The 22119-nt window shown below is 42.5% G+C and carries 19 protein-coding genes and 1 pseudogene; 16 read left to right on the top strand and 4 right to left on the bottom strand.

Annotation, left to right across the window (positions count from 1 at the left end):
- From DFO72_RS25055 to DFO72_RS25045, 3 genes are all read left to right on the top strand, one after another.
- Positions 1-168: aldehyde dehydrogenase family protein (locus tag DFO72_RS25055; RefSeq protein ID WP_113884935.1), on the top strand; the 168-nt coding region annotated here is incomplete at its 5' end.
- A 122-nt stretch (positions 169-290) separates the two neighbouring features.
- Positions 291-1490, top strand: coding sequence for an ornithine--oxo-acid transaminase (locus DFO72_RS25050; protein ID WP_113885006.1), 1200 nt, complete (start codon positions 291-293; stop codon positions 1488-1490).
- Between the two features lie 108 nt (positions 1491-1598).
- On the top strand, positions 1599-2885 hold the full coding sequence (locus DFO72_RS25045; protein ID WP_113885005.1) for a Glu/Leu/Phe/Val family dehydrogenase: 1287 nt from the start codon (positions 1599-1601) through the stop codon (positions 2883-2885).
- Positions 2886-2958: 73 nt separating this feature from the next.
- On the opposite strand, the gene DFO72_RS25040 is transcribed toward DFO72_RS25045, so the two are convergent.
- Positions 2959-3192, bottom strand: a complete 234-nt coding sequence (locus DFO72_RS25040) for a DUF378 domain-containing protein (protein ID WP_009331627.1) — start codon at positions 3190-3192, stop codon at positions 2959-2961.
- A gap of 199 nt (positions 3193-3391) precedes the next feature.
- On the opposite strand from DFO72_RS25040, the gene DFO72_RS25035 reads away from it, so the two are divergent.
- The 3 genes from DFO72_RS25035 (at position 3392) to DFO72_RS25025 (ending at position 6652) form a co-directional block, all read left to right on the top strand.
- Positions 3392-4555 (top strand): iron-containing alcohol dehydrogenase, encoded by a 1164-nt coding sequence (locus DFO72_RS25035; protein ID WP_113885004.1) that lies wholly within the window; start codon positions 3392-3394, stop codon positions 4553-4555.
- A 211-nt stretch (positions 4556-4766) separates the two neighbouring features.
- Entirely contained in the window at positions 4767-6116 is a 1350-nt protein-coding gene (locus DFO72_RS25030) for a glucose-6-phosphate isomerase (RefSeq protein WP_113885003.1), read from the top strand.
- Positions 6117-6244: 128 nt separating this feature from the next.
- Positions 6245-6652 (top strand): YugN-like family protein, encoded by a 408-nt coding sequence (locus DFO72_RS25025; RefSeq protein WP_113885002.1) that lies wholly within the window; start codon positions 6245-6247, stop codon positions 6650-6652.
- Here DFO72_RS25025 and DFO72_RS25020 read toward each other — a convergent pair.
- From DFO72_RS25020 to DFO72_RS25015, 3 genes are all read right to left on the bottom strand, one after another.
- The gene (locus tag DFO72_RS25020; RefSeq protein ID WP_113885001.1) at positions 6649-7641 is read right to left on the bottom strand and encodes a potassium channel family protein; all 993 of its coding nucleotides are present in this window, start codon (positions 7639-7641) and stop codon (positions 6649-6651) included. The two genes, DFO72_RS25025 and DFO72_RS25020, sit on opposite strands and share 4 nt — an antisense overlap.
- Before the next feature lie 94 nt (positions 7642-7735).
- Positions 7736-7885 carry a hypothetical protein gene (locus DFO72_RS29720; protein WP_009331622.1) on the bottom strand — a complete coding sequence of 50 codons (150 nt, stop codon included), beginning with the start codon at positions 7883-7885 and terminating at the stop codon, positions 7736-7738.
- A gap of 253 nt (positions 7886-8138) precedes the next feature.
- A complete protein-coding gene (locus DFO72_RS25015; protein ID WP_113885000.1) occupies positions 8139-9497 on the bottom strand; it encodes a DUF4910 domain-containing protein in 1359 nt (452 codons plus the stop codon).
- Between the two features lie 329 nt (positions 9498-9826).
- On the opposite strand from DFO72_RS25015, the gene DFO72_RS25010 reads away from it, so the two are divergent.
- The 10 genes and pseudogenes from DFO72_RS25010 (at position 9827) to DFO72_RS24970 (ending at position 22020) form a co-directional block, all read left to right on the top strand.
- Positions 9827-11644: a Xaa-Pro dipeptidyl-peptidase gene (locus DFO72_RS25010; protein WP_113884999.1), complete on the top strand. Its 1818-nt coding sequence runs from the start codon at positions 9827-9829 to the stop codon at positions 11642-11644.
- A gap of 148 nt (positions 11645-11792) precedes the next feature.
- Positions 11793-14168 (top strand): M14 family zinc carboxypeptidase, encoded by a 2376-nt coding sequence (locus DFO72_RS25005; protein ID WP_113884998.1) that lies wholly within the window; start codon positions 11793-11795, stop codon positions 14166-14168.
- Between the two features lie 297 nt (positions 14169-14465).
- Complete coding sequence (locus DFO72_RS25000; protein WP_113884997.1) at positions 14466-15080, top strand: protein kinase family protein; 615 nt, start codon at positions 14466-14468, stop codon at positions 15078-15080.
- Between the two features lie 71 nt (positions 15081-15151).
- On the top strand, positions 15152-15796 hold the full coding sequence (locus DFO72_RS24995; protein WP_113884996.1) for an SDR family oxidoreductase: 645 nt from the start codon (positions 15152-15154) through the stop codon (positions 15794-15796).
- 457 nt (positions 15797-16253) lie between these two features.
- A complete protein-coding gene (locus DFO72_RS24990; RefSeq protein WP_113884995.1) occupies positions 16254-17600 on the top strand; it encodes a cytochrome ubiquinol oxidase subunit I in 1347 nt (448 codons plus the stop codon).
- A complete protein-coding gene (locus tag DFO72_RS24985) occupies positions 17597-18622 on the top strand; it encodes a cytochrome d ubiquinol oxidase subunit II (RefSeq protein WP_113884994.1) in 1026 nt (341 codons plus the stop codon). Before DFO72_RS24990 ends, DFO72_RS24985 begins: the two co-directional genes overlap by 4 nt.
- A 12-nt stretch (positions 18623-18634) precedes the next feature.
- The gene (gene cydS / locus DFO72_RS30780; RefSeq protein ID WP_395858203.1) at positions 18635-18736 is read left to right on the top strand and encodes a cytochrome bd oxidase small subunit CydS; all 102 of its coding nucleotides are present in this window, start codon (positions 18635-18637) and stop codon (positions 18734-18736) included.
- 205 nt (positions 18737-18941) lie between these two features.
- Positions 18942-19633 (top strand): annotated as a pseudogene (locus DFO72_RS30775) (glycosyltransferase).
- Positions 19634-19936: 303 nt separating this feature from the next.
- Positions 19937-21880, top strand: coding sequence for an asparagine synthase-related protein (locus DFO72_RS24975; RefSeq protein ID WP_113884993.1), 1944 nt, complete (start codon positions 19937-19939; stop codon positions 21878-21880).
- A 14-nt stretch (positions 21881-21894) separates the two neighbouring features.
- Positions 21895-22020 (top strand): paeninodin family lasso peptide, encoded by a 126-nt coding sequence (locus DFO72_RS24970; protein WP_113884992.1) that lies wholly within the window; start codon positions 21895-21897, stop codon positions 22018-22020.
- Positions 22021-22119: the final 99 nt, after the last annotated feature.

Genomic DNA, 22119 nt, shown 5'->3' with positions numbered 1-22119 from the left:
GAAGATTTCCATGTTGGAAACTTATACTTCAACCGCGGCTGTACAGGTGCGATCGTTGGATACCAGCCATTCGGCGGATTCAACATGTCAGGAACTGACTCCAAAGCGGGCGGCCCTGACTACATTCTTCTGCACATGCAGGCGAAGACTACTTCTGAAATGTATTAAGATTTGTAAAGGCATGTACGGGATTTTTCATATCCTGTGCATGCTAAAACCCTAAATAGTTTAAAGAAGAATAGCTTAACGTTACAATAAAAAGGACTATTCTGAAAAAGGAGGAATTTTAATTGACTGAAGCGACAAAATCACATTCACTTATCGAACAAACTGAAAAATACGGTGCAAACAACTATCACCCGCTGCCAATCGTTATTTCCAAAGCGGAAGGTGTTTGGGTGGAAGATCCTGAAGGCAATAAATACATGGATATGCTAAGTGCCTATTCAGCAGTAAACCAGGGGCACCGCCATCCGAAAATCATCCAGGCCCTGAAGGATCAGGCTGACCGCGTAACGCTAACTTCACGTGCTTTCCATAACGATCAGCTGGGGCCTTGGTATGAAATAATTTGCGAACTGACAAATAAAGAAATGGCCCTTCCGATGAACACAGGTGCGGAAGCGGTTGAAACGGCAATCAAAGCTGCACGCCGCTGGGCTTATGATGTAAAAGGCGTTGCAGATAACCAGGCAGAGATCATTGCTTGCATAGGTAACTTCCATGGCCGTACAATGACAGCGGTTTCGCTTTCTTCTGAAGAAGAATATAAGCGGGGCTTCGGACCTATGCTTCCTGGCATTAAGCTGATTCCTTACGGAGACCTTGACGCTCTTAAAGAAGCAATCACTGAGAATACAGCGGCTTTCTTAATTGAGCCAATCCAAGGTGAAGCTGGAATTGTGATTCCTCCGGAAGGCTTCCTGAAAAAAGCATATGAAACTTGTAAGGAGAACAATGTATTATTCATTGCAGATGAAATTCAGGCTGGCCTTGCGCGTTCCGGAAAAATGTTTGCATGCGAATGGGAAGATGTAGATCCTGACATGTTCATTTTAGGGAAAGCGCTTGGAGGAGGAGTATTCCCGATTTCGTGTGTGGTTGCGAATAAAGATGTTCTTGGGGTATTTAATCCTGGATCACATGGTTCAACATTTGGAGGAAACCCAATGGCTTGTGCCGTATCTGTTGCTTCCTTGAACGTATTGGTTGAAGAAAAGCTGGCAGAACGTTCTCTTAAACTGGGCGAATATTTCATGAGCAAATTAAAAGAAATTAATAATCCTGTCATTAAAGAAGTGCGCGGCCGCGGCTTATTTATTGGTGTTGAGCTGAGTGAGCCAGCCCGAAAATATTGCGAAGAGCTTAAAGAACAAGGATTGCTTTGCAAAGAAACGCATGACACGGTTATTCGTTTTGCCCCTCCTTTAGTCATTTCTGAAGAAGAGCTTGACTGGGCAATTGAAAGAATCAATAAAGTATTAAGCTAATACAATTATACGGACAGTTGGCCCTTGTGTCTGAATTTGTGATGCAGGGCCGCCGGTTATGGAGTATTGCTGTAATTTTCCTAAATATTAAAATCAAGAGGTGCCATGATGGGAGCTGCAGGAGTAGCTGGTAAAGAAACTGAACAAAGAATGGAAGAGTCTTTAAATTTATTTACTTCAACTCAAGTTGTGATCAAAGAAGCTTTGAACAAACTCGGCTATGCAGATGAGATGTATGAGCTGCTGAAAGAGCCGCTGAGGATGCTTACGGTAAGAATTCCAATAAGGATGGATGACGGGTCGATAAAAATTTTTACCGGATACAGATCACAGCATAATGATGCGGTAGGACCGACAAAGGGCGGTGTCCGTTTTCATCCTGAAGTAAATGAGGATGAAGTAAAAGCTTTATCCATGTGGATGAGTTTAAAGTGCGGAATTGTGGATCTTCCTTATGGAGGTGGTAAAGGCGGCATCATTTGTGATCCCCGTTCCATGTCAATGGGGGAGCTGGAACGCTTGAGCCGAGGATATGTAAGGGCAATCAGCCAAATTGTTGGTTCTACAAAAGATATACCTGCTCCGGATGTTTATACGAATTCACAGATCATGGCCTGGATGATGGATGAATACAGCCGACTTCGTGAGTATGATTCCCCAGGATTTATCACAGGCAAGCCGCTTGTTCTCGGCGGATCGCAAGGAAGGGAAAAGGCAACTGCACAGGGTGTAGTGATCTGCATTGAGGAAGCTGCGAAAAAGCGCGCCATTTCCATTGAAGGAGCACGTGTGGCTGTTCAGGGATTTGGAAATGCAGGAAGCTTCCTGGCAAAATTCATGCATGATGCAGGCGCTAAAGTGGTCGCCATTTCAGATGCCTATGGTGCTCTATATGATCCAAATGGACTGGATATTGATTATCTTCTTGATAGGCGCGATAGCTTTGGAACGGTAACGACCCTTTTCGATAACACTCTGACAAACGAAGAATTGCTTGAACTGGAATGCGATATCCTGGTTCCTGCGGCTGTGTCCAATCAGATAACCGCTGCAAACGCCCATAATATTAAAGCTTCCATCATAGTAGAGGCAGCAAATGGCCCAACCACCCTTGAAGCTACAAAAATTCTTTCAGACCGGGGAATCCTGCTTGTTCCTGATGTGTTAGCCAGTTCAGGCGGTGTGACCGTATCCTATTTCGAATGGGTGCAGAACAACCAGGGGTACTATTGGACTGAAGAGGAAGTTACAGAAAAGCTGAAAAAAGTGCTTGTTCAGGCTTTCGATAATGTTTACCAGACTTCACAGCAAAGAAAAGTAAATATGCGTCTTGCTGCATATATGGTCGGCGCGAGAAAAATGTCTGAAGCATCCCGCTTCAGAGGCTGGGTGTAATTCGGTAAAAGGTATATAAATACGGATCAATAAAAATCCTTGCACACAATGTGCAAGGATTTTTTGCATGCATTTAACGGGTTGGCCTTGCTTCAGGTTCTCTTTCCAGCTCTTCATTTGGTTTGAAGAGAAGCCCCAGATTGATTAAGCCCGCAATGCCCACAAGACCGTATATTATTCTTGAAAGGGCTGAATCCTGACCGCCAAAGATAGCTGCCACAAGATCAAATTGGAAGAATCCGATTAAACCCCAGTTAATAGCGCCAATAATTGTTAGAACCAGTGCAATACGCTGTATGCCACTCATGATGTTTCCTCCTTGTAGTATAGGTTCATTATTATATTGCTGCACGGAAATAAAAAATATTCATCGTAATAATCGTTATGAGCCATAATGAAAAAGATGATTCTGAGAAACCGGCATATACAATGTTCGCCTTTCGAATCGTACTTTTTGCAATAGCTGAAAGTTTGAAAGATAATGATGTGGAAAAGGAGATGGTGATATGCAAAATTTTACCTTTTATAATCCGACTAAATTAATTTTTGGGAAAGATCAGCTATCCCAATTGCAGACTGAAATCCCGCAGTATGGCAAGAAAGTTCTTGTTGTGTATGGCGGGGGAAGCATTAAGCGCAATGGTTTATATGATAAAGTGAAGGAACAGCTTCATGAAATTGGAGCTGAAATGTTTGAACTATCAGGTGTTGAGCCTAATCCAAGAATTTCCACTGTCCGCAAAGGTGTTGAAATCTGTAAAACTGAAGGCATTGATTTCCTGCTGGCTGTTGGAGGCGGGAGTGTAATTGACTGCACAAAAGCTATCGCAGCTGGTGCCAAATATGATGGCGATGCCTGGGATTTAGTCATTAAGAAAGCATTTGCTGCAAAGGCTCTGCCGTTTGGAACCGTTCTTACACTAGCGGCAACCGGTTCTGAAATGAATGCAGGATCTGTCATTACAAATTGGGAAACAAACGAAAAGTATGGCTGGGGCAGTCCTGTGACTTTCCCTAAATTTTCAATCCTTGACCCTGTTAATACGTTCACGGTGCCAAGGGATCAGACGGTATATGGAATTGTGGACATGATGTCCCATGTACTGGAGCATTATTTCCATCTTGAAGAAAATACCGATTTTCAGGATCGCATGTGTGAATCGCTGCTGATTACCATTATGGAAGCAGCTCCTAAGCTCCTTGAAGACCTTGAAAGCTACGAGCATCGTGCTGCCATATTATATTCCGGCACAATGGCATTGAACGGTATTCTGAATATGGGCTACCGGGGAGACTGGGCTACGCATAACATTGAGCATGCTGTATCAGCCGTTTATGATATTCCTCATGGCGGGGGTCTGGCCATTCTGTTCCCGAACTGGATGAAGCATAATCTGAACGTGAAGCCTGAGCGATTTAAGCAGCTGGCTATCCGTGTATTTAACGTGGATCCGGCAGGAAAAACAGATGAGGAGACTGCGCTTGAAGGCATTGAAAAGCTTCGTGAATTCTGGAACAGCATTGGTGCACCTTCACGCCTGGCTGATTATGATATTGATGACAGCAAGATCGAATTGATGGCGGATAAAGCGACTGTCAACGGAGAATTCGGCAATTTCGCGAAATTAAATCATGAAGACGTGGTTTCAATCTACCGCGCTTCTTTATAAATACCAGGGACTCTGCCAAAGCAGAGTCCTTTTACATTTTTCCCCGAAAAATTACAATCACCATTTGCGCGTAAAAAATATGTCAAAATTGGACACGCTTACATTAGAGGATGATTCTTGATTAACTTTAAGGCTTTCGTTAAAGTGGTATAAGGATGACAGCCAGAATTACTGCAGGCTGTTTAAATTTGAGAAAAATTGGAGGACATTCATGACACACGTTCGTTTTGATTACGCAAAAGCACTTCCTTTTTTTGGCGAACATGAAATTACATATCTGCAGGATGCCGTTAAGGTAGCCCATCACTCCCTTCATGAACAAACTGGAGCTGGCAGTGACTTTTTAGGCTGGATCGATTTGCCTGCAAATTACGACAAAGAAGAGTTTTCCCGCATTCAAAAAGCTGCTGAGAAAATTAAAAGCGATTCCGATGTTCTTATCGTCATTGGAATTGGAGGTTCCTATCTTGGAGCGCGTGCAGCTATTGAAATGCTTCAGCACAGCTTCTATAATGCACTTCCAAAAGAAAAGCGCGGCACTCCGCAGGTATTATTTGCGGGCAACAATATTAGTTCCGCTTATATGAAGGATTTAATGGATCTTCTTGACGGTAAAGATTGGTCCATCAATGTTATCTCCAAATCAGGCACAACGACTGAGCCTGCATTGGCTTTCCGTATTTTCCGCAAAATGCTGGAAGAAAAATATGGTGTGGAAGAAGCGCGAAAACGAATCTATGCTACAACCGATAAAGCAAGAGGTGCTTTAAAGACTCTTGCGACAGAAGAAGGCTATGAGTCATTTGTTATTCCGGATGACGTAGGAGGCCGCTATTCAGTCCTTACAGCAGTAGGTCTTCTGCCGATTGCAGTCAGCGGTGCAAGCATTGAAGATATGATGAGCGGTGCTGCACAGGCACGCGAGGACTTCAGCAAATCTGAGCTTCAGGAGAATGCAGCATACCAGTACGCTGCAGTCCGCAATGTTCTATATAACAAAGGCAAAACGATTGAAATGCTGATCAACTACGAACCAGGACTTCAATACTTTGCAGAGTGGTGGAAGCAGCTGTTCGGTGAAAGTGAAGGAAAAGACCAGAAAGGAATTTTTCCTTCTTCAGCAAACTTCTCCACTGATCTGCATTCATTAGGCCAGTATGTGCAGGAAGGCCGCCGGGACCTTTTCGAAACGGTTATCAAGGTGGAGGAATCACGCCATGAGCTAACCATTGAAGAAGCAGAGAATGATCTTGATGGCCTGAACTATCTTGCGGGTGAGACTGTCGACTTTGTAAATAACAAAGCCTTTGAAGGGACAATGCTTGCACACACAGACGGCGGAGTGCCAAACCTGATCGTATCCATACCAAAAATGGATGCCTATACATTTGGCTACCTGGTTTACTTCTTTGAAAAAGCATGTGCCATGAGCGGCTACCTGCTGGGAGTGAATCCGTTCGACCAGCCTGGTGTAGAAGCATATAAAGTGAACATGTTCGCCCTATTAGGAAAACCAGGATTTGAAGAGAAAAAAGCTGAACTTGAAAAGAGATTAAAGTAATTGTGAAAAGCGTCTGCCTGCGGGTGGGCGTTTTTTTATTGGAGAAAAAGATGCCGCTTCTAATTCGCATTCATGATATCCCTTACTTTGGAGAAACTAAGCAAAAAGCGTAAAAGGGGATGGATTCAGTGATTGAGATACCTTCAAAAGTGGAAGGAAAGCATTTTGATTTATATAAGCTGGAGCAGGCTCTAAAGCCGGTGGGCTATTCGATTGGCGGGAATTGGGATTATGATCACGGGTCCTTTGATTATAAAATTGATGATGAGGTGGGGTACCAGTTTTTAAGGGTCCCATTTAAGGCAATTGATGGGCAGCTGGATGATCCAAGCTGTACGGTGGAAATAGGCAGGCCGTTTCTGCTTTCCCATAAGTACCAGCGCGGCCTCGATGACCACGCCTATACAGGGAATTTCAGCGCCTCCTTTGATCAATTCTCGGAGCCTGTTGATAAGGATGCCAGTTTTCCGGAAGAATTAATTGATCTTGGCAAAGCGCTTGTCGAAGAGCTGGAGTCTATATTATTAAGAGATTAACCGAGTATAATAATCAGCTGATCCTGCTGAAGAATTCTAAAAGGCTGGGGAGGATTAACCAGAGTTTCTTCCCCTCTTTTAACACCCAAAAGCAGAATGCCTTCTTTCATAAGCTCAGCACTAAGTTCAGCAAAAGTCTTATTTTCTACTTCTTCTGATGCAGGCTGAAAAGTTAATTTGCGTTTATCAAGCTGTCCCAGCAAATCAAGGAATGAAGTAACTAGCTCCTGGGAAGAGATGCTGTTGATCATGACAAAGCTCGTAAGAACATTCGTCTGAACAATTTCATCGGCTCCCGCTCTTTTGGCGTTGGCTGCCTGTTCTGAAGTTAATATTTCAACAATGCATTGAACACCCGGGTTTAATCCTTTGATTGCCAATAAGGTTAATATTGAATTCATATCAGCATGCAATTCATCTTTGTTCTGATCAGCTGTTATAATTACTTTTTGGGCATCAAATATATTTGCCTTCACGAGTACATCATCTCTGTTAGCGCGTCCCTGAATAAAATGTACATTATTGTGCGGAACAGGGTTTGACTTTAGAGTTTCATCTATTAAGGCAATCGAATGGTTCATCCCATCGCCTCCAAGAGTATTGACGATCTCCCTCGAGCGTTCGTTCCAGCCGATCACAACAATATGGTTTTGACCCCGGTATTCGATTTTCCCTTCCAGGAAGTCATTCTGCCTGGTAACTGCTGCTGTTGCTAGTGAAATAAAATAGGTAGACAGAAAGCCCGCTCCTGTAAAAATAAGCGCAATGCCCACTATTCGCCCTACAGTGCTTTTTGGATAAAAATCTCCAAAACCGACAGTTGAAGCGGTTACAACCGCCCACCAGATTCCATCAAAAAATGTCGGAAAGGAGGAGGGTTCAATAATATGTATTAATCCGCCAAATAAAAAAATCACCATCAGGGCAATCAGCAAAATTCTGATTACTAAGGGCAGACGTATGAAACTGTAATAAATGTGCTGAGGCATATTACCCCTCCTAGATTTCAAAAGGTTTCAGCAGCTGACTGCTAAAAAATGCCAGCTGCATAGAATATAAAAAAAAGCCATGCCAGCATATACTTTAATTAAGTATATCGTCTATTGCACGGCTCAGCAGTTGAATATCCTTTGATATTTCATTTTTCACGTCGTCAATCTCGCACCTTTCATATTCATCCATGAGAAGGGAGAGTTCTCTTTGTAGTATGACAGCCTCGTGTTCAAAATCCATGATGACTCCCTCCTTTAGGGATATATAGGACTATCGGGCAGATAGTAAATTCCTTTGTAATGTTACATTTATGTTACCCGATTTCTTTTCCATTTAAACGGTAAATCCCTTAATAATTTGAACATGAAATTTAGAACGAATATAATTTACCCTCATATTTTGTACGTAAACACATTGTTTATACTAAATAGCTGGAAAGTAAAAAAACGAAAAAAAACCCCCGGGGAAAACCCGGGGATTTTTTAAGTCAATTCTATTTTCGAATTAAGCTGTAAACCGAAGCGCCTATTAGATCACCGGCTTCTTTCATCCGCTCGGCACTAATGTGCTCGATGGAATCAAGTGGTGTATGGTAATACGGTTCAAGAGCGGCAGTAGCAGGTTCTCGTCTGATAAAGTTGACAGCCGGAATTCCTGCATCATGAAAAGAAACATGGTCTGAAGCTCCGCGCTGATATAGAACCAGCTCAGATGAGGTGCCAATCCGCCCGGCTGTGGCAATGGCGGTTTCTGTTGCGATATTTGCCTGGCCATCAAGGGTATTCATGTAAATCGCAGTTGCATTTTCCCATGCTGTGCCTACCATATCCATATTGAAATTTGCGATGCTTCGCCCTATTTCATTGCTGCTCAGCTGGCTCACATAATACTCAGAACCAAGAAGACCAATCTCTTCTGCCCCTACAAATGCAAAACGCAATTCTTTGTCAGCGGGATAGCTTTTCAGGACTCTGGCCAGCTCCAAGGCAACAGCGGTTCCGGATGCGTTATCGCTAGCCCCCGGAGCAAATGGTACACTATCGAAATGTGCAGAAATGTGGACAATGTCAGTTTCCGCGCCTTTATTAGGCTTAGGGTGCTTGGTGGCAATAATATTTTGCGATCTTATGTTTTTAAAGCTCTTGACAATTAGTGTTACCGTTTTGTTATGTGCCGCAACATCTTGAAGGAGTGCTTCCCCGCTTGCCTTCGTTATGCTTCCCACCGGAATGTCATATGGGCCTCCAATTGAAGGGTTCATGGGTGCTGGCTGATCCGCATTGTTATAAATTAGAACCCCCGAAGCACCGGCATTCACTGCGTTTGTAACTTTTTCTGAGAAAGTAATCTCTCCGCGTGAAATAAGTGCGATTTTCCCTGAGGCTTCCCTTGTAAAATCAGCTGGCCTGCCTAATCCAGCATCATATAATTCAGAGGTAATTCCTTCTTCAGGCGTTGATCCTGACCCGGAGGGAATGGTTATAAGGATCTCCTTCAGGTCACTGGTGTGCAAATCTCCCGCCATTTTATCCGGAATGCTGAATTCTTGTGTTTCGACTGTGTAGCCATAGGTCTCAAGCCGTTTGCGAATAAAATCAGCTGCCTGCTTTTCTGCTTCCGTTCCTGCAACACGCGGCCCTATAGTTTCAGATAAATAGCTGACATCCTCCATCATGCGAGCTGCATCTACCCTTGCAATTACCTTCTGATCAAATGCTTTGGAGCCAGGATCTCCAGCTTTGCTTTGTGCCGCTTCTGCAGTCTGCACAAATTGAACAGGCACTGCATACAAACTTGAAGCTGTCAGAACGGCTGCAAGCATAATTGAACTAGCTTTCTTTCCAACTTTCATCTTTTATTCCCCCTCGACTAGTAATCCAGCTTTATGTATTCGCTTACATATCTCTCCTTCCTTTAATAAAGAGTTAAAACGATTCTATTAGACTAGCAGATTTTTCAAATGTGGGAGAAAAGAAAGACTTAAACTTTCCAAATTGTAAAAAATGGCAGATTAAAAGTACCGGATCAAGAGAGCAGCCATGTTAAATCATGACCTTTGAAGGAGACCAATAGTTAATTATTAAATGCAGCTTGAAAAATACAGGTCTTTCGGCTATCGAAACTTACACGGTTTTACTTTATTCTGAAAATTATAACATTAATTTATTTAGGGGGATTTTTATGAAAAAAGCTGCATTAAAAGTGTTCATAGCCTCAGTTATCGCTTACCCGCTAATTGCCGGAGGGGCATTGCATTCAGCAGGTATAGACAGTCAAAGCAGCATGGCCTCGGCTGAATCTCGGATTAAAGTCGAAAATGGCATGACACAGCCCATTTTTTCTCTGGATGATGCCATTGTCGAAAGAGTATTTGTTGAAACAGCAACTGACAGTGATGGAGATGGAAAGCTGGATCGAATACGTGCTGATATTATCAGGCCAAAGGAAACAGAGGAAGGTTTAAAGGTTCCTGTTATTTACGAAATGAGTCCTTACCGTTCTGGAATTAAAGGTGTCCCGGTTTATGACGTGGATGCAGAACTGAACTCTGTACCCAAGAAAGGGAAAAGTAAAGGTGAAAAAGGCAGCCCTCAGGCAAATCTCCCAGGTTATTATGATGACTATTTTGTACCAAGAGGCTACGCGGTTGTACTTGCAGAAAGTGTAGGGACAGGCTTGTCGGATGGATGTCCTACAACCGGCGATGAGCATGAGATACTTGGAACTCGTGCTGTAATCGATTGGCTGAATGGCAGAACGAAAGCTTTTAATGCAGAGGGACAGGAAATACAAGCTGATTGGTCAACAGGGAATGTGGGGATGACAGGAGTATCTTATAATGGAACACTTCCTAATGCTGTGGCTGCAACAGGAGTTGAAGGCCTGAAAACGATTGTGCCAATAGCAGCCATAAGCAGCTGGTATGACTATTATCGTTCGAATGGTGCTGTGATTGCGCCAGGAGGATACCAGGGGGAAGATGCGGATAACATGGCCGAAGCCATTTTAACGAGGCAAAACCCTGAAGCATGCAGCAATGTCATAAAGGGATTAACGGAAGGCCAGGACAGGGAAACCGGGGATTACAATGAATTCTGGAGTAAAAGGGATTATACAAAGGATGCTGATCAGGTTAAAGCAAGTGTCTTTATTGTCCATGGGTTAAATGACTGGAATGTTAAAACAAAGCATTTTTCAGATTGGTGGCAAGCGCTTGGCGAGAATGATGTTCCCAGAAAAATGTGGCTTCATCAAGGCGGCCATTCCAGCCCCTACAGCTTCAGACGCGATGTATGGCTTCCAACTTTAAATAAATGGTTTGACTACTGGCTCTATGATATTAAAAATGATGTCATGGATGAACCAGTGGTGGACATTCAGAGGGAGGATAAGACATGGCATACAGAGGCAAACTGGCCTGCTAAGGGAACTTCAGACGCAAAATTGCATTTTAAGCCGGCTTCCGATGGAGGCGGCAGTTTAGAACTGCATCCTGTACCGAACAAGAATAAGGAGAATCAGCAATTTGTGGATGATGCCACAATCAAGGCTGAAGAATTGGCTGTAAATCCTGATTCTTCTTTACCTCATAGGCTCGTCTATTTGACGCCTCCTTTAGAAAACGACATTCGGATGAGCGGAACCCCGGAAATTCAAATTCAAGCAAGCATTGACCGGAAAACGGCCAACTTAACGGCCCTCCTTGTTAAATATGGGGAAGGAAAGCCGGAAATTGTTACTAGAGGGTGGATGGATCCGCAAAACCTTCACAGTGAAAAAAGATCTTCAGGACTGACGCCGGACCGTGAATACACTTTTACATGGGATATGCAGCCGGATGATTATGTGTTTAAAGAAGGTGATCGTCTGGGAGTAGTAGTTCTATCAAGTGATTATAACTATACAATCAGACCGAAGGCAGGCACGAAAATAACCATCGACCCGGAGAGAAGCTATATAATGCTTCCTGTGCAAGGTGGAGTTAAAGCATTTAAGTAGAAAAATAGAAGGGATCATTTCTTGGTCCCTTTTTACTTGTTAAATAGCCTTTTTTAGGAAAATAGTTGCATTGCCACAATTGGATATCTTGAATTAAAATAAACCATATTTCATAAATATACAAAACTACTGCACCTGGAGGTACATAATGAATAAAAAGAAAGCTTTATCAGGAATTCTGGCAGCGGGTATTTTGGCATCTGTTCCTTTAAGTGCTGCTCATGCTATCAGCCCAAAGTGGGTCAATGTTAATGTGTCAGAGGAACAGGACGGAAGTTTATTCAATAGCGAAAACTATGACTTTATGAAATTCTCAGTAATAGGGACAAAACTTGCAGAAATTGATAAACAGTCTAATAGAGTGAAGGTGGAGGTTAAAGGTACTTCCGCGGATGGATACCCTCTATATGTCGTGACCATTGCAGATCCGGGAGCTCAGGGCAAGTTCGGTAAAATTCAGGCCTTAAGGAAGCAAATGTTCAAAAACCCGGAGAAAGCCCAGGATTGGATTGCTGATAACCCGGACTTTAAAGTGCCAATCATGATCAATGGATCGATTCATGGGACAGAGTTTGTGGGAAGCGATGCAGTGATGCAGCTGATTGAACGTTTTGCCACACAGAATGACGAGGAAACAAAGGAGATTCTGGAAAATAACATCCTTATTTTTAATGTGGTGCAGAACCCGGATGGACGTGTGGATGCGACCCGTTTTAATGGCGAAGGAATTGATTTGAACCGTGATTTTATCACGCAATCACAGCCTGAAACGCAAGAAACCGTGTCTCTTATTAAAGAGTGGAATCCGATGGTCTTCCTGGATACTCACGGATATGTGAAAAATTATGCTCCAAACAAACAGGGGTTGATTGAACCTTGTACACCTCCGCATAATCCTAACTATGAATATGATTTATATGAAAAATGGGCTAATCACCAGGCAGAAGCAATGGAAGCTGAAATTATGGGGGACAAGGCTCTTTACACAGGCACCCTGTATAAAGAAATGGATGGCGCATATATTCCGCAGCGGGATGATTCCGCTGGATGGGACGATTATCCGCCAATTTTCACACCGATGTATGCCATGTACCATGGTGCTTATGGACATACGCTTGAAGCTCCTACAAATGACGAAGACGGCGTCCGCTGGATGTACAATGCCATTATGGGAGCACTGAAATATTCAACCGATAACAAGGAAGTAATGATTACAGATCAAATTGAAATGTTTAAGCGCGGCATTAATTTTGATCATCCTTTCCATGAAGAAGGCCATTTCCCGAAAGCATATATTCTTCCAGTGAATGAGGAAGATCCAACCGCAGTAAATAAAGCAGTAAATCATTTAATTAAGAATGATATAGATGTTATTCAGGCATCAAAAGCATTTGCAGCAGATGGCAAGTCCTATCCAAAGGGCACTTACATCGTTCCAATGGATCAGGCAAAGGCAGGTCTGGCAAACACCATGCTGTGGGATGGTGAAGATATAACAGATGATACACCGGCCATGTATGATATTTCTGCCTGGAGTCTTCCGGAGCTATGGGGCTTTGAAGCAATCGCTGTTCAACATGATGTAAAGGCAACGGCAACAAAGGTAAATAATGTAAAAGAACAGGGGTCACTAAGCGGAAAAGGGCCATTTATCATTCCGAACAGCTCAGTGAAAGCTGTTCAGCTTGTGAACGAATTGCTAAAGCAAGGGGTTATGGTTCATCGTGACAGCGAAGGAAACTTCTATGCTGAAGGATCAGCAAATGCTATTTCAGCGGCTGTTAAGGATTCTGGACTAAGTATCATGTCAGGAAGTGTTCCTGCAGATGCAAAGACAATTAAAGAAGTGAATGTAGGCATTTTAAAAGATGGAGGGATGAACAAAGCGCAATCACACTCTGGCACCAAATTGGCTCTTAAGAGGCTAGGCTTTAATGTGACGGAATTGTCTCCATCAGAAGTCACTAATAATGGCCTTGCTTCCCATGATATCTTTGTTTACAGCGGAACGGAAAATTTAATTTCTCTGAATTTAAGTAATGCCAACAAAGAATTCGGCCTTAAAAGTCAGGAAGAACTGGCTGCATTTAAAGCAAATGTAGAAAAGTTCGTTTCCGAAGGAGGAAAATATATAGCTGTAGGTGCGGGTGCTTCCCGTGCAACAAAGACTCTGGGCCTGACTGATGATATTATCAATACTGGCGGATCCAACAGCAACGGAATCATTAAGGTAGATTATCAAGGCACTGGTGCTTCAGCAGGCTACAGTGAAGATGATCTTGGATTTGTTTACCGTCCAGTCTGGTATACAGGCACAGAGAATGATGACGTGCTTGCAGCCATTGCTGATGAGGAAGACTTCTTCGTAGCGGGACACTGGAAAAATCGCAGTGCTGCACAAGGCCAGGCCATCATGGTGAAAGAGCAGGATAAGGATGTTACACTAATTGGCATTGAAGCCGGCTTCCGTGATCATACTGATTATCTGTTCCGATTGCTTTCAAATGCCATTTATGAAAAGTAAGACCAGCTTTGACGAAATCTCCTCAGGTTCCATGGCGGTATTATTTGACTAACGGGTGAATGAATCATATAATTAAGTTAACAAAATAGTTCGGATTCTTCCTAAAGGGGAGTAGCTGTCAAGTAGAGTCGTCAATACGAGATGATGAATCTCCGGCTTTACTGGCAACACAACGTTGCTTGCGAGACCTTTACCATTTATTTGGTAAGGTCTCTTTTGTTTATAAGGCACTGAGACCAATAAATGGTTCAGTGCCTTTTATTTTTAGGGGAGAGTCTGGAACAGGGAGGGTTAAAGATGAAATCATATCAACAGTTAGCAGATAGCGTGAAATTTTCCAGAAGCCTTAATTGGACCAGACTTATTGAGAAGGACGACAATCTGGAATTTATAGGAGCAGGGAGAAGTGCATTTGCTTTTAGGGTAAAGGGAACCAATCTTGTATTAAAAGTATTTTTTCCTGAGTTTAAGAAAATTGCCAGGGAAGAGGCAGAAATTTACAAGGCGCTCCCTGACCACCCATACTACCCATCTTTGTATGGGTCTGGAGATAACTATATTGTGATTGATTATGTACAGGGTTTGACTCTCTTTGAATGTCTCGCAAAGGGAGTCCCGATAGAAGAGGAGAAAATCAGGCATATAGATGAGGCTTTAAAGCTGGCGAGGGAAAAAGGGCTGAACCCCTCAGATATCCACCTGCGCAATATTATTCTTACAGATGATGGCCATATTAAAATCATTGATGTTGCCCGATTTAAACAGACGAAGAATTGTACACAGTGGGACGACTTGAAGCATGCATTCTATAAATTTTACAGAAAAAAATATTTTCCAAAGAAGATTCCTGTATTAATCATGAATACGATTGCGGCTCTTTATAAAAAACGGATTGTCCGGATGGGTTCCTAAACAGTTCATTTGATATGGCATTTGTCTTTTGGAATAATAAAGATTACAAAAACAGAAAGGGGCAGGTATCCATGAAAGTTCTAATCGTCGGAGCAAACGGACAAATCGGAAAGCAGCTGGTAAAGCTTATGAAAGAAGGCAAAAAACATACAGCAAAAGCAATGATCAGAAAAGAAGAACAGGCCCCGCAATTTGAGGAAATGGGTGTGGAAACAGCAGTTGCAAGCCTTGAAGGAACGGTTGATGAATTGGCTGAAGCAGCCAAAGGCTGTGATGCAATTGTGTTTACTGCAGGTTCAGGCGGACATACAGGCTATGACAAAACTCTGCTGATTGACCTTGATGGAGCTGTAAAAACAATAGAAGCGGCGGAGAAGGCTGGTGTGGACCGGTTTGTAATGGTCAGCGCCATACAGGCGAATAATCGTGATAAGTGGAGTGAAACGATCAAGCCTTATTACGCTGCAAAGCATTATGCCGACAGGATTCTGGAAAACAGCAGCTTGAATTACACTATCGTTCGTCCAGGCGGCCTGACAGATGAAGCCGGAACCGGCAAAATCAAAGCAGCAGAAAGTTTAGAGCGGGGCTTCATTCCCCGTGAGGATGTAGCTAAAACCCTCTACGCTGTCCTGGATAAAGTGAACACCTATAAACGCGCATTTGACCTGGTATCAGGTGAAGAAGATGCAGAAACTGCAGTGAGTAATTTATAACTCTTGCCCGGTGTTTATGCCCCGGGTTTTTTATTGGCAAAATCAAGTATACATTGTGTCATTTAGAGAAGATTAAATTAGAAAACACAGGTGTCTGCAAAGGATATGAAAAGGGTAAAATTATGTTGCTTATGGCTGCTATACGCCAAAACATATAAGTTACAGGCATTGGAAATTCCAATGTCCTTTTCGTTTTAATTGCTTCTTAAAAGGGAATAGGAAGCTGTAAAAGGGATTACATAACTTTCACATTTTCCTCATATAAATGTTGTTTAAGTGTCACAGCTTTTAGTCCGGAACTGTGGAATAATGTGATGTAGTGAGCATTCTGGAGGAGTGAGTGAATGTATAAAAAACAGGAACGCATATTAATGTGGCTTGCTTTTACAGTGGCTATCATTATGGGGCTTTCTTTTATTGGCCGCATTTTTGCAGGATAGGAAAAGGAGAATGTTAAATGGGAAATGAAGAATCTGTCTTTTTCAGCCGTGTCTTAACTGAGCTGACATTATCCTTCCACATCATTTACGCAACCATTGGTGTCGGCATCCCGCTCATGATTATGATTGCACAATGGGTGGGGATAAAAAAACAGGATGAACATTATATTCTGCTCGCGCGAAGATGGACGCGCGGTTTTGTCATTACGGTGGCGGTCGGTGTTGTTACGGGCACTGCCATCGGCCTGCAGCTTTCGTTGCTGTGGCCAAACTTTATGGAACTCGCAGGCAATGTCATTGCACTGCCTCTTTTTATGGAGACATTTGCCTTTTTCTTTGAAGCGATTTTCCTTGGGATTTACCTGTATACATGGGACCGGTTTGAGAATCAGAAGAAGCATATGCTTTTATTAATCCCGGTTGCAATAGGGGCTTCATTTTCAGCTATTTTCATTACCATTGTAAATGCTTTTATGAACGCACCTCAGGGATTTGACATTGTGAACGGGCAGCTTGTAAATATTAACCCGATACTGGCGATGTTCACTCCCGCCATGCCAACGAAGGTAGCGCATGTGCTTTCAACAGCCTATATGACATCAGCGTTTGTTCTGGCATCAATAGGAGCCTTTCGGCTTCTAAAAGGATCGAATCATATCTACCATAAGAAGGCATTGCTGCTTACAATGAAGATCGGATTGATTTTTTCGATCGCTACAGCGGTAATTGGAGACTTCTCCGGAAAATACCTTGCGGAATACCAGCCTGAAAAATTGGCTGCCGCCGAGTGGCATTTTGAAACAGAAGAAGGGGCGCCGTTAATGCTCTATGGGGTTCTGGATGACGGTGAAGTGAAATATGCAATTAAGATTCCATATGCACTCAGCATCCTTGCGCACAGTAATCCGAATGCTGAAGTGATCGGACTGGATCAGTTTCCGGAGGATGAAATTCCGCCGCTTTATATCCATTACCTGTTTGACCTGATGGTGACCATCGGCATGTGGATGACGGCACTTTCACTCATCTATGTCTTAGGCACCTGGTTTAAAATGCGGTTTGTTACGTCGAAATGGTTCCGCTGGCTGATCGTTCTGGGCGGCCCTTTATCCATCATTGCGATTGAAGCAGGCTGGTGGTTTGCGGAAGTGGGCCGGCAGCCGTGGATTCTGAGAGGCATCATGCGTACTGAAGATGCGGCAACTTCAAGTGGCCAAGTAGACTTAATGCTTCTTCTGTTTGCAGGCTTATATCTCGTGCTGGCAATCGGGAGCATCATTGTCCTCACCAGAATGTTCCGTAAAAATCCGGTCGAACAGGAATTGACCGACCGTGAGCTGGAGAAAGAGGGTGAGCTGAGATGACGCTTGAAATCATCGGAATTTCCGTCTTATGGCTCTTTCTGTTTGGCTACGTCATCGTTGCCTCCATTGACTTTGGAGCGGGGTTTTTCAACGCTTATAGTTTATTCCGTGGAAAACAGCATATTTTAACCCGTATTATTCAGCGTTATTTATCACCGGTTTGGGAAGTTACAAATGTGTTCCTGGTGTTCTTCTTCGTAGGGATTGTCGGATTCTTTCCAAAAACAGCCTACTATTATGGAACGATCCTGCTGGTGCCGGCAAGCATTGCAGTAGTCCTGCTCGCCATCCGCGGATCATATTATGCCTTTACCACCTACGGCGGGCTAAGGCAAAAAAGATGGACTTATCTGTATGGACTTTCAGGTCTTTTCATTCCTGCATCCCTGTCCATTGTCCTGACCATTTCTGAAGGCGGATTCGTTAGTGAAAAATCAGCGGGACTGGAGCTTGACTATTGGGCATTGTTTACCAGTCCGCTGACATGGAGCATCGTTGTGCTGAGTTTGGCATCGGTATTATATATATCCGCAGTTTTCCTGACCTGGTATGCCAATAAAGCAAACGATGAACCAGCCACTGAGCTTCTGAGAAAATACGCTCTTATTTGGGCGGTGCCTGCTATCGTAACAGCGACAGGCATCATTGTTGAACTGAGGGATCACAATCCTGAGCATTTTAGCAGATTAATGGACCTATGGTGGCTGTTCGGCATCTCATTCATCCTGTTTGCCGGTACTGTCTATCTAATATGGAAGCGTAAATTGTACGGACTCGCATTTGGGCTCTTGGCAGGACAATTCCTAGTGGCGTTCTTTGCCTACGGAGTTTCGCATTATCCGTACCTGCTTTATCCATACCTGACCATTTATGACGGTTTTACAAACGAAGCTATGGCCATCGCCCTGATCATTGCCTTTATAGCAGGACTGGGATTGCTGCTGCCATCTCTCTACCTGCTGCTTAGACTGTTCCTTTTCAATAAAGACTATGTTCAGGGAAATCGGGACGATCATGCATAGGAGGGAAAAATCATGGCGGAATTTGTAATGTTTTATGCACCGTTCATTGTGATCATTGCTTCCATTGCCGCCGCTTTTTGGCTGGCGGGGAAGGATGAGCGGATAGAGGATTAAAAGGAGGCCAGCTCAATTTTTGGGCTGGTTTTTTTGTCAATAACTGACTAGGCAATCGCAGGACAAATTATTTTGGTTTTCGCCATAAATGTGCTGGTGTTATAGCGGAAAGGATGCCGAACCAATATCGAGAATTTGCACTTCAAAGAGAAGAATACCAGTTATTAAGTGCGTGAGCTAAGTTCTATTCAATCATATATATTTTGTGCCCTCCACCGAAACATTACAGCAATTACAGCAGCACGGTTTTACAAACCTGGAGATTTGGCCGAGAGGTGTCGACTGCCAGCTATTTCACCCTTATTATGATAAGCTAAACGTCCTACAGCAATATTCCATCCGCAAAAAATATCTTCTCACCTACGCGGGAAGGCTGGCACCTGAAAAAAATGTAGAGATCCTCCAGGATATTGCAAAATCGCTCCCGCCACATATTAGAGAAAATATTCACTGGCTAATTGTTGGGGATGGTCCATTGCGTGAACAGATGCGACACATGCCCCGGAAAATATGTCATTTTCCGGCTATCTCACAGGCAAGCAGCTCGCGGAGGTATATTCAGCTTCAGATCTATTTGTCTTTCCATCACCTACAGAAACATTTGGCAACGTCGTCCTCGAATCCCTTGCAAGCGGCACCCCCGTTATTGGCGCAAACTCAGGCGGAGTGAAAAGCATTATTCGAGATAGAGTAACAGGACACTTGTGTGAACCGGGAAACGTACAGGGATTCTCTGATGCCATCATAAACCTTCTTACAAACCATAAAGTGAGGACCCAAATGGGATTTGAAGGCAGGGATCATGCGCTGACTCAGAAATGGGATAAAATCTTTAATGATTTAATAGGGCATTATGAAACGGTTATTGGGGGGAGCAAGGAGAAGCGGTATGCGTGAAGATCAAGTATTTGACCCTTGCTTTATGCAGGGGTTTCTTCAGGTTGTTGAGAAGTTAGAAAAATAAAATTATTAAGTAAAATAGCCTAGAAGTTGTTGACATTGGATTTGGGCGGTGGTATTTTTATTTTAAGGTTGTTCTTTATATAGAACCTAATGAACTTTTTATAGAAAATCAGACTGATAGCAAAATTTATTCATAATTTGTGGATAACTGTGTAGTTATATAAATATCGCTTTGTGTTCTTTTTTAAGAACGATTAGTGTGTAATAGTGAATACATAATGTTTTCAGGAGGCAATAATGAGTGCAATCGCTGGTATTTACAACCTAAACGGAGAACCGGTTTCTATCGAGCAAAGCAGCGGAATGATGAAGGCTTTCGAAAAATTCCCTGCGGACGATATACAGACATGGCATAAAGAAAACATCTTCCTGGGCTGCCATGCCCAGTGGATCACACCCGAATCCATCGGCGAACAGCTGCCCTTCTATGACTACCAAAGACAGCTCGCCATCACAGCAGACGCCATCATCGACAACCGGGAAGAACTCTTCGAAAGACTCCAAATAGACCGGGAAGACCGAAAAAAAATCACAGACAGCCAGCTGATTTTACTTGCCTATCACAAATGGGGAGAAGAATCTCCGAAGTTTTTGGTTGGTGACTTTGCCTTTATGATTTGGGATGAGAAAGAGCGGAAAATGTTTGGGGCTAGGGATTTTTCTGGGGCTCGGACGCTTTATTATTTTCGGGATAATCAGAGGTTTGGTTTTAGTACGACGATTCAGCCGTTGTTTTCGTTGCCAGGGGTTAAGAAGGAATTGAATGAGATGTGGCTGGCTGAGTTCTTGGCTAACCCAGGAATGTTTGACTCTGTGGACCCTTTCTCTAGTGTATATAAAGGAATTGCTCAGATTCCACCTTCCCACTCCCTTTTAATTAAAGAAAATTCGATACTCTTACACAGATATTGTACTTTACCTGAAGAGAGTAGAAAGTTGCAATTAAAGTCTGATGAAGAATATGAAGAAGCTTTTAAAGAGGTTTTTCAAGAGGCGGTAAATAATAGACTGCGTACCTTTCATGAAGTAGGTGCCCACCTTAGTGGAGGCTTAGATTCTGGTTCTGTAGTAAGTTTTGCTGCGAAGCCCCTTTTAAGACAAAAAAAACAGCTGCATACCTTCAGCTATGTGCCTGTGGATGATTTTGTGGATTGGACACATAAAAGCAGAATTGCCAATGAAAAACCCTTAATTGAATCTACTATAAAACATGTAGGAAATATATCTGCAAATTTTCATAGTTTTAGTGATAGAAACCCATACTTAGAGATAGATTATTGGCTTGAAAACTTAGAGATGCCTTATAAATTTTTTGAAAATACCTTCTGGCTAAGAGGTATCTATGAGGAAGCCCAAAATAAAGGGATAGGCGTATTGTTAAACGGGCAAAGAGGCAATTGGACTATTTCCTGGGGGCCAATTCTAGATTATTATGCACTATTGTTAAAGAAAGTAAAATGGCTACAACTCAATAGAGAATTAAATCTTTATAGTAAAAACTTAGGAGGAGTAAGGAAGCAAAGGATATTGTCAGCAGTTAATAAAAAAGTCATGCCACTTTTATATAAGATGCAACAATCCAAAGAGTCTCCGTTTCCAATCTTTATTAATAAAGAGTTTTCCAAGAGAACAAGAGTCTTTGAAAAATTGGCGGAATATGATGTGGATATAACTGCATTAAAAATTCCGAGTGCCTATGCAGTAAGAAAGAAACAATTTAATCATCTATATTACTGGAATACTACTGGAACATATGGAGCAAAGTTATCTTTAAATTCTGGGGTAGTCGAAAGAGATCCAACAAATGACTTAAGAGTCATCCGGTATTGTTTAGCAGTTCCCGAAGAGCAATATGTAAAAAACGGGCTAGATAGAGCATTAATACGAAGATCAACAAAGGAACACTTACCAGAAGATATTAGACTGAATTTAAAAATAAGAGGTGTTCAGGGAGCTGATGGAGTTCATAGGATGAGGGACAAATGGGATCAATTTATATGTGAAGCTGATCATTTAAAACAAGACCCAATTGTAGAAGAATATTTAGATAATACTATCATTGAGAAATGTATAAGTCTTATCAAAAAAAACGGTCCAAAGCCAGAACTTGCATTTGAATTTGAATTTAAGGTCCTTATGAGAAGCATGATATTTTATCGTTTTATTAAAACAATGAATTGAAAGGAGGTGGTAACATGAAGAAGCAATGGCAGAAACCTGAGTTAGAGGTACTTAAAATTAACATGACTATGGCAGGACCTGGAATTAAAACACCTGATGCTACACAGCCAGATGTAGATGAAGTGGTACATTATAGTTAAAAAATTTTTAAAAGAGAAGATTTCTTTATTTATCTGCCCTTATATGAATTTTGTGTATGAGGGCTTTAATTTTATTCTTTTCTAATATCTTAAATGAAA

It is taken from the genome of Cytobacillus oceanisediminis (genome assembly GCF_004366035.1).
GTDB classification, from domain to species: Bacteria; Bacillota; Bacilli; order Bacillales; family Cytobacillaceae; genus Cytobacillus; species Cytobacillus oceanisediminis_C.
The sequence above is the reverse complement of the archived record's forward strand: the minus strand, read 5'-3'. Positions and strand labels throughout refer to the sequence as shown.

Coding starts and splice junctions, on each gene's coding strand:
- DFO72_RS25045 (WP_113885005.1), top strand. CDS start 1,599: ATGGGAGCTGCAGGAGTAGCTGGTAAAGAAACTGAACAAAGAATGGAA.
- DFO72_RS24985 (WP_113884994.1), top strand. CDS start 17,597: ATGACGCTTGAAATCATCGGAATTTCCGTCTTATGGCTCTTTCTGTTT.
- DFO72_RS25030 (WP_113885003.1), top strand. CDS start 4,767: ATGACACACGTTCGTTTTGATTACGCAAAAGCACTTCCTTTTTTTGGC.
- DFO72_RS25040 (WP_009331627.1), bottom strand. CDS start 3,192: ATGAGTGGCATACAGCGTATTGCACTGGTTCTAACAATTATTGGCGCT.
- DFO72_RS25035 (WP_113885004.1), top strand. CDS start 3,392: ATGCAAAATTTTACCTTTTATAATCCGACTAAATTAATTTTTGGGAAA.
- DFO72_RS25010 (WP_113884999.1), top strand. CDS start 9,827: ATGAAAAAAGCTGCATTAAAAGTGTTCATAGCCTCAGTTATCGCTTAC.
- DFO72_RS24995 (WP_113884996.1), top strand. CDS start 15,152: ATGAAAGTTCTAATCGTCGGAGCAAACGGACAAATCGGAAAGCAGCTG.
- cydS (WP_395858203.1), top strand. CDS start 18,635: ATGGCGGAATTTGTAATGTTTTATGCACCGTTCATTGTGATCATTGCT.
- DFO72_RS24975 (WP_113884993.1), top strand. CDS start 19,937: ATGAGTGCAATCGCTGGTATTTACAACCTAAACGGAGAACCGGTTTCT.
- DFO72_RS24970 (WP_113884992.1), top strand. CDS start 21,895: ATGAAGAAGCAATGGCAGAAACCTGAGTTAGAGGTACTTAAAATTAAC.
- DFO72_RS25015 (WP_113885000.1), bottom strand. CDS start 9,497: ATGAAAGTTGGAAAGAAAGCTAGTTCAATTATGCTTGCAGCCGTTCTG.
- DFO72_RS25005 (WP_113884998.1), top strand. CDS start 11,793: ATGAATAAAAAGAAAGCTTTATCAGGAATTCTGGCAGCGGGTATTTTG.
- DFO72_RS29720 (WP_009331622.1), bottom strand. CDS start 7,885: ATGGATTTTGAACACGAGGCTGTCATACTACAAAGAGAACTCTCCCTT.
- DFO72_RS24990 (WP_113884995.1), top strand. CDS start 16,254: ATGGGAAATGAAGAATCTGTCTTTTTCAGCCGTGTCTTAACTGAGCTG.
- DFO72_RS25000 (WP_113884997.1), top strand. CDS start 14,466: ATGAAATCATATCAACAGTTAGCAGATAGCGTGAAATTTTCCAGAAGC.
- DFO72_RS25020 (WP_113885001.1), bottom strand. CDS start 7,641: ATGCCTCAGCACATTTATTACAGTTTCATACGTCTGCCCTTAGTAATC.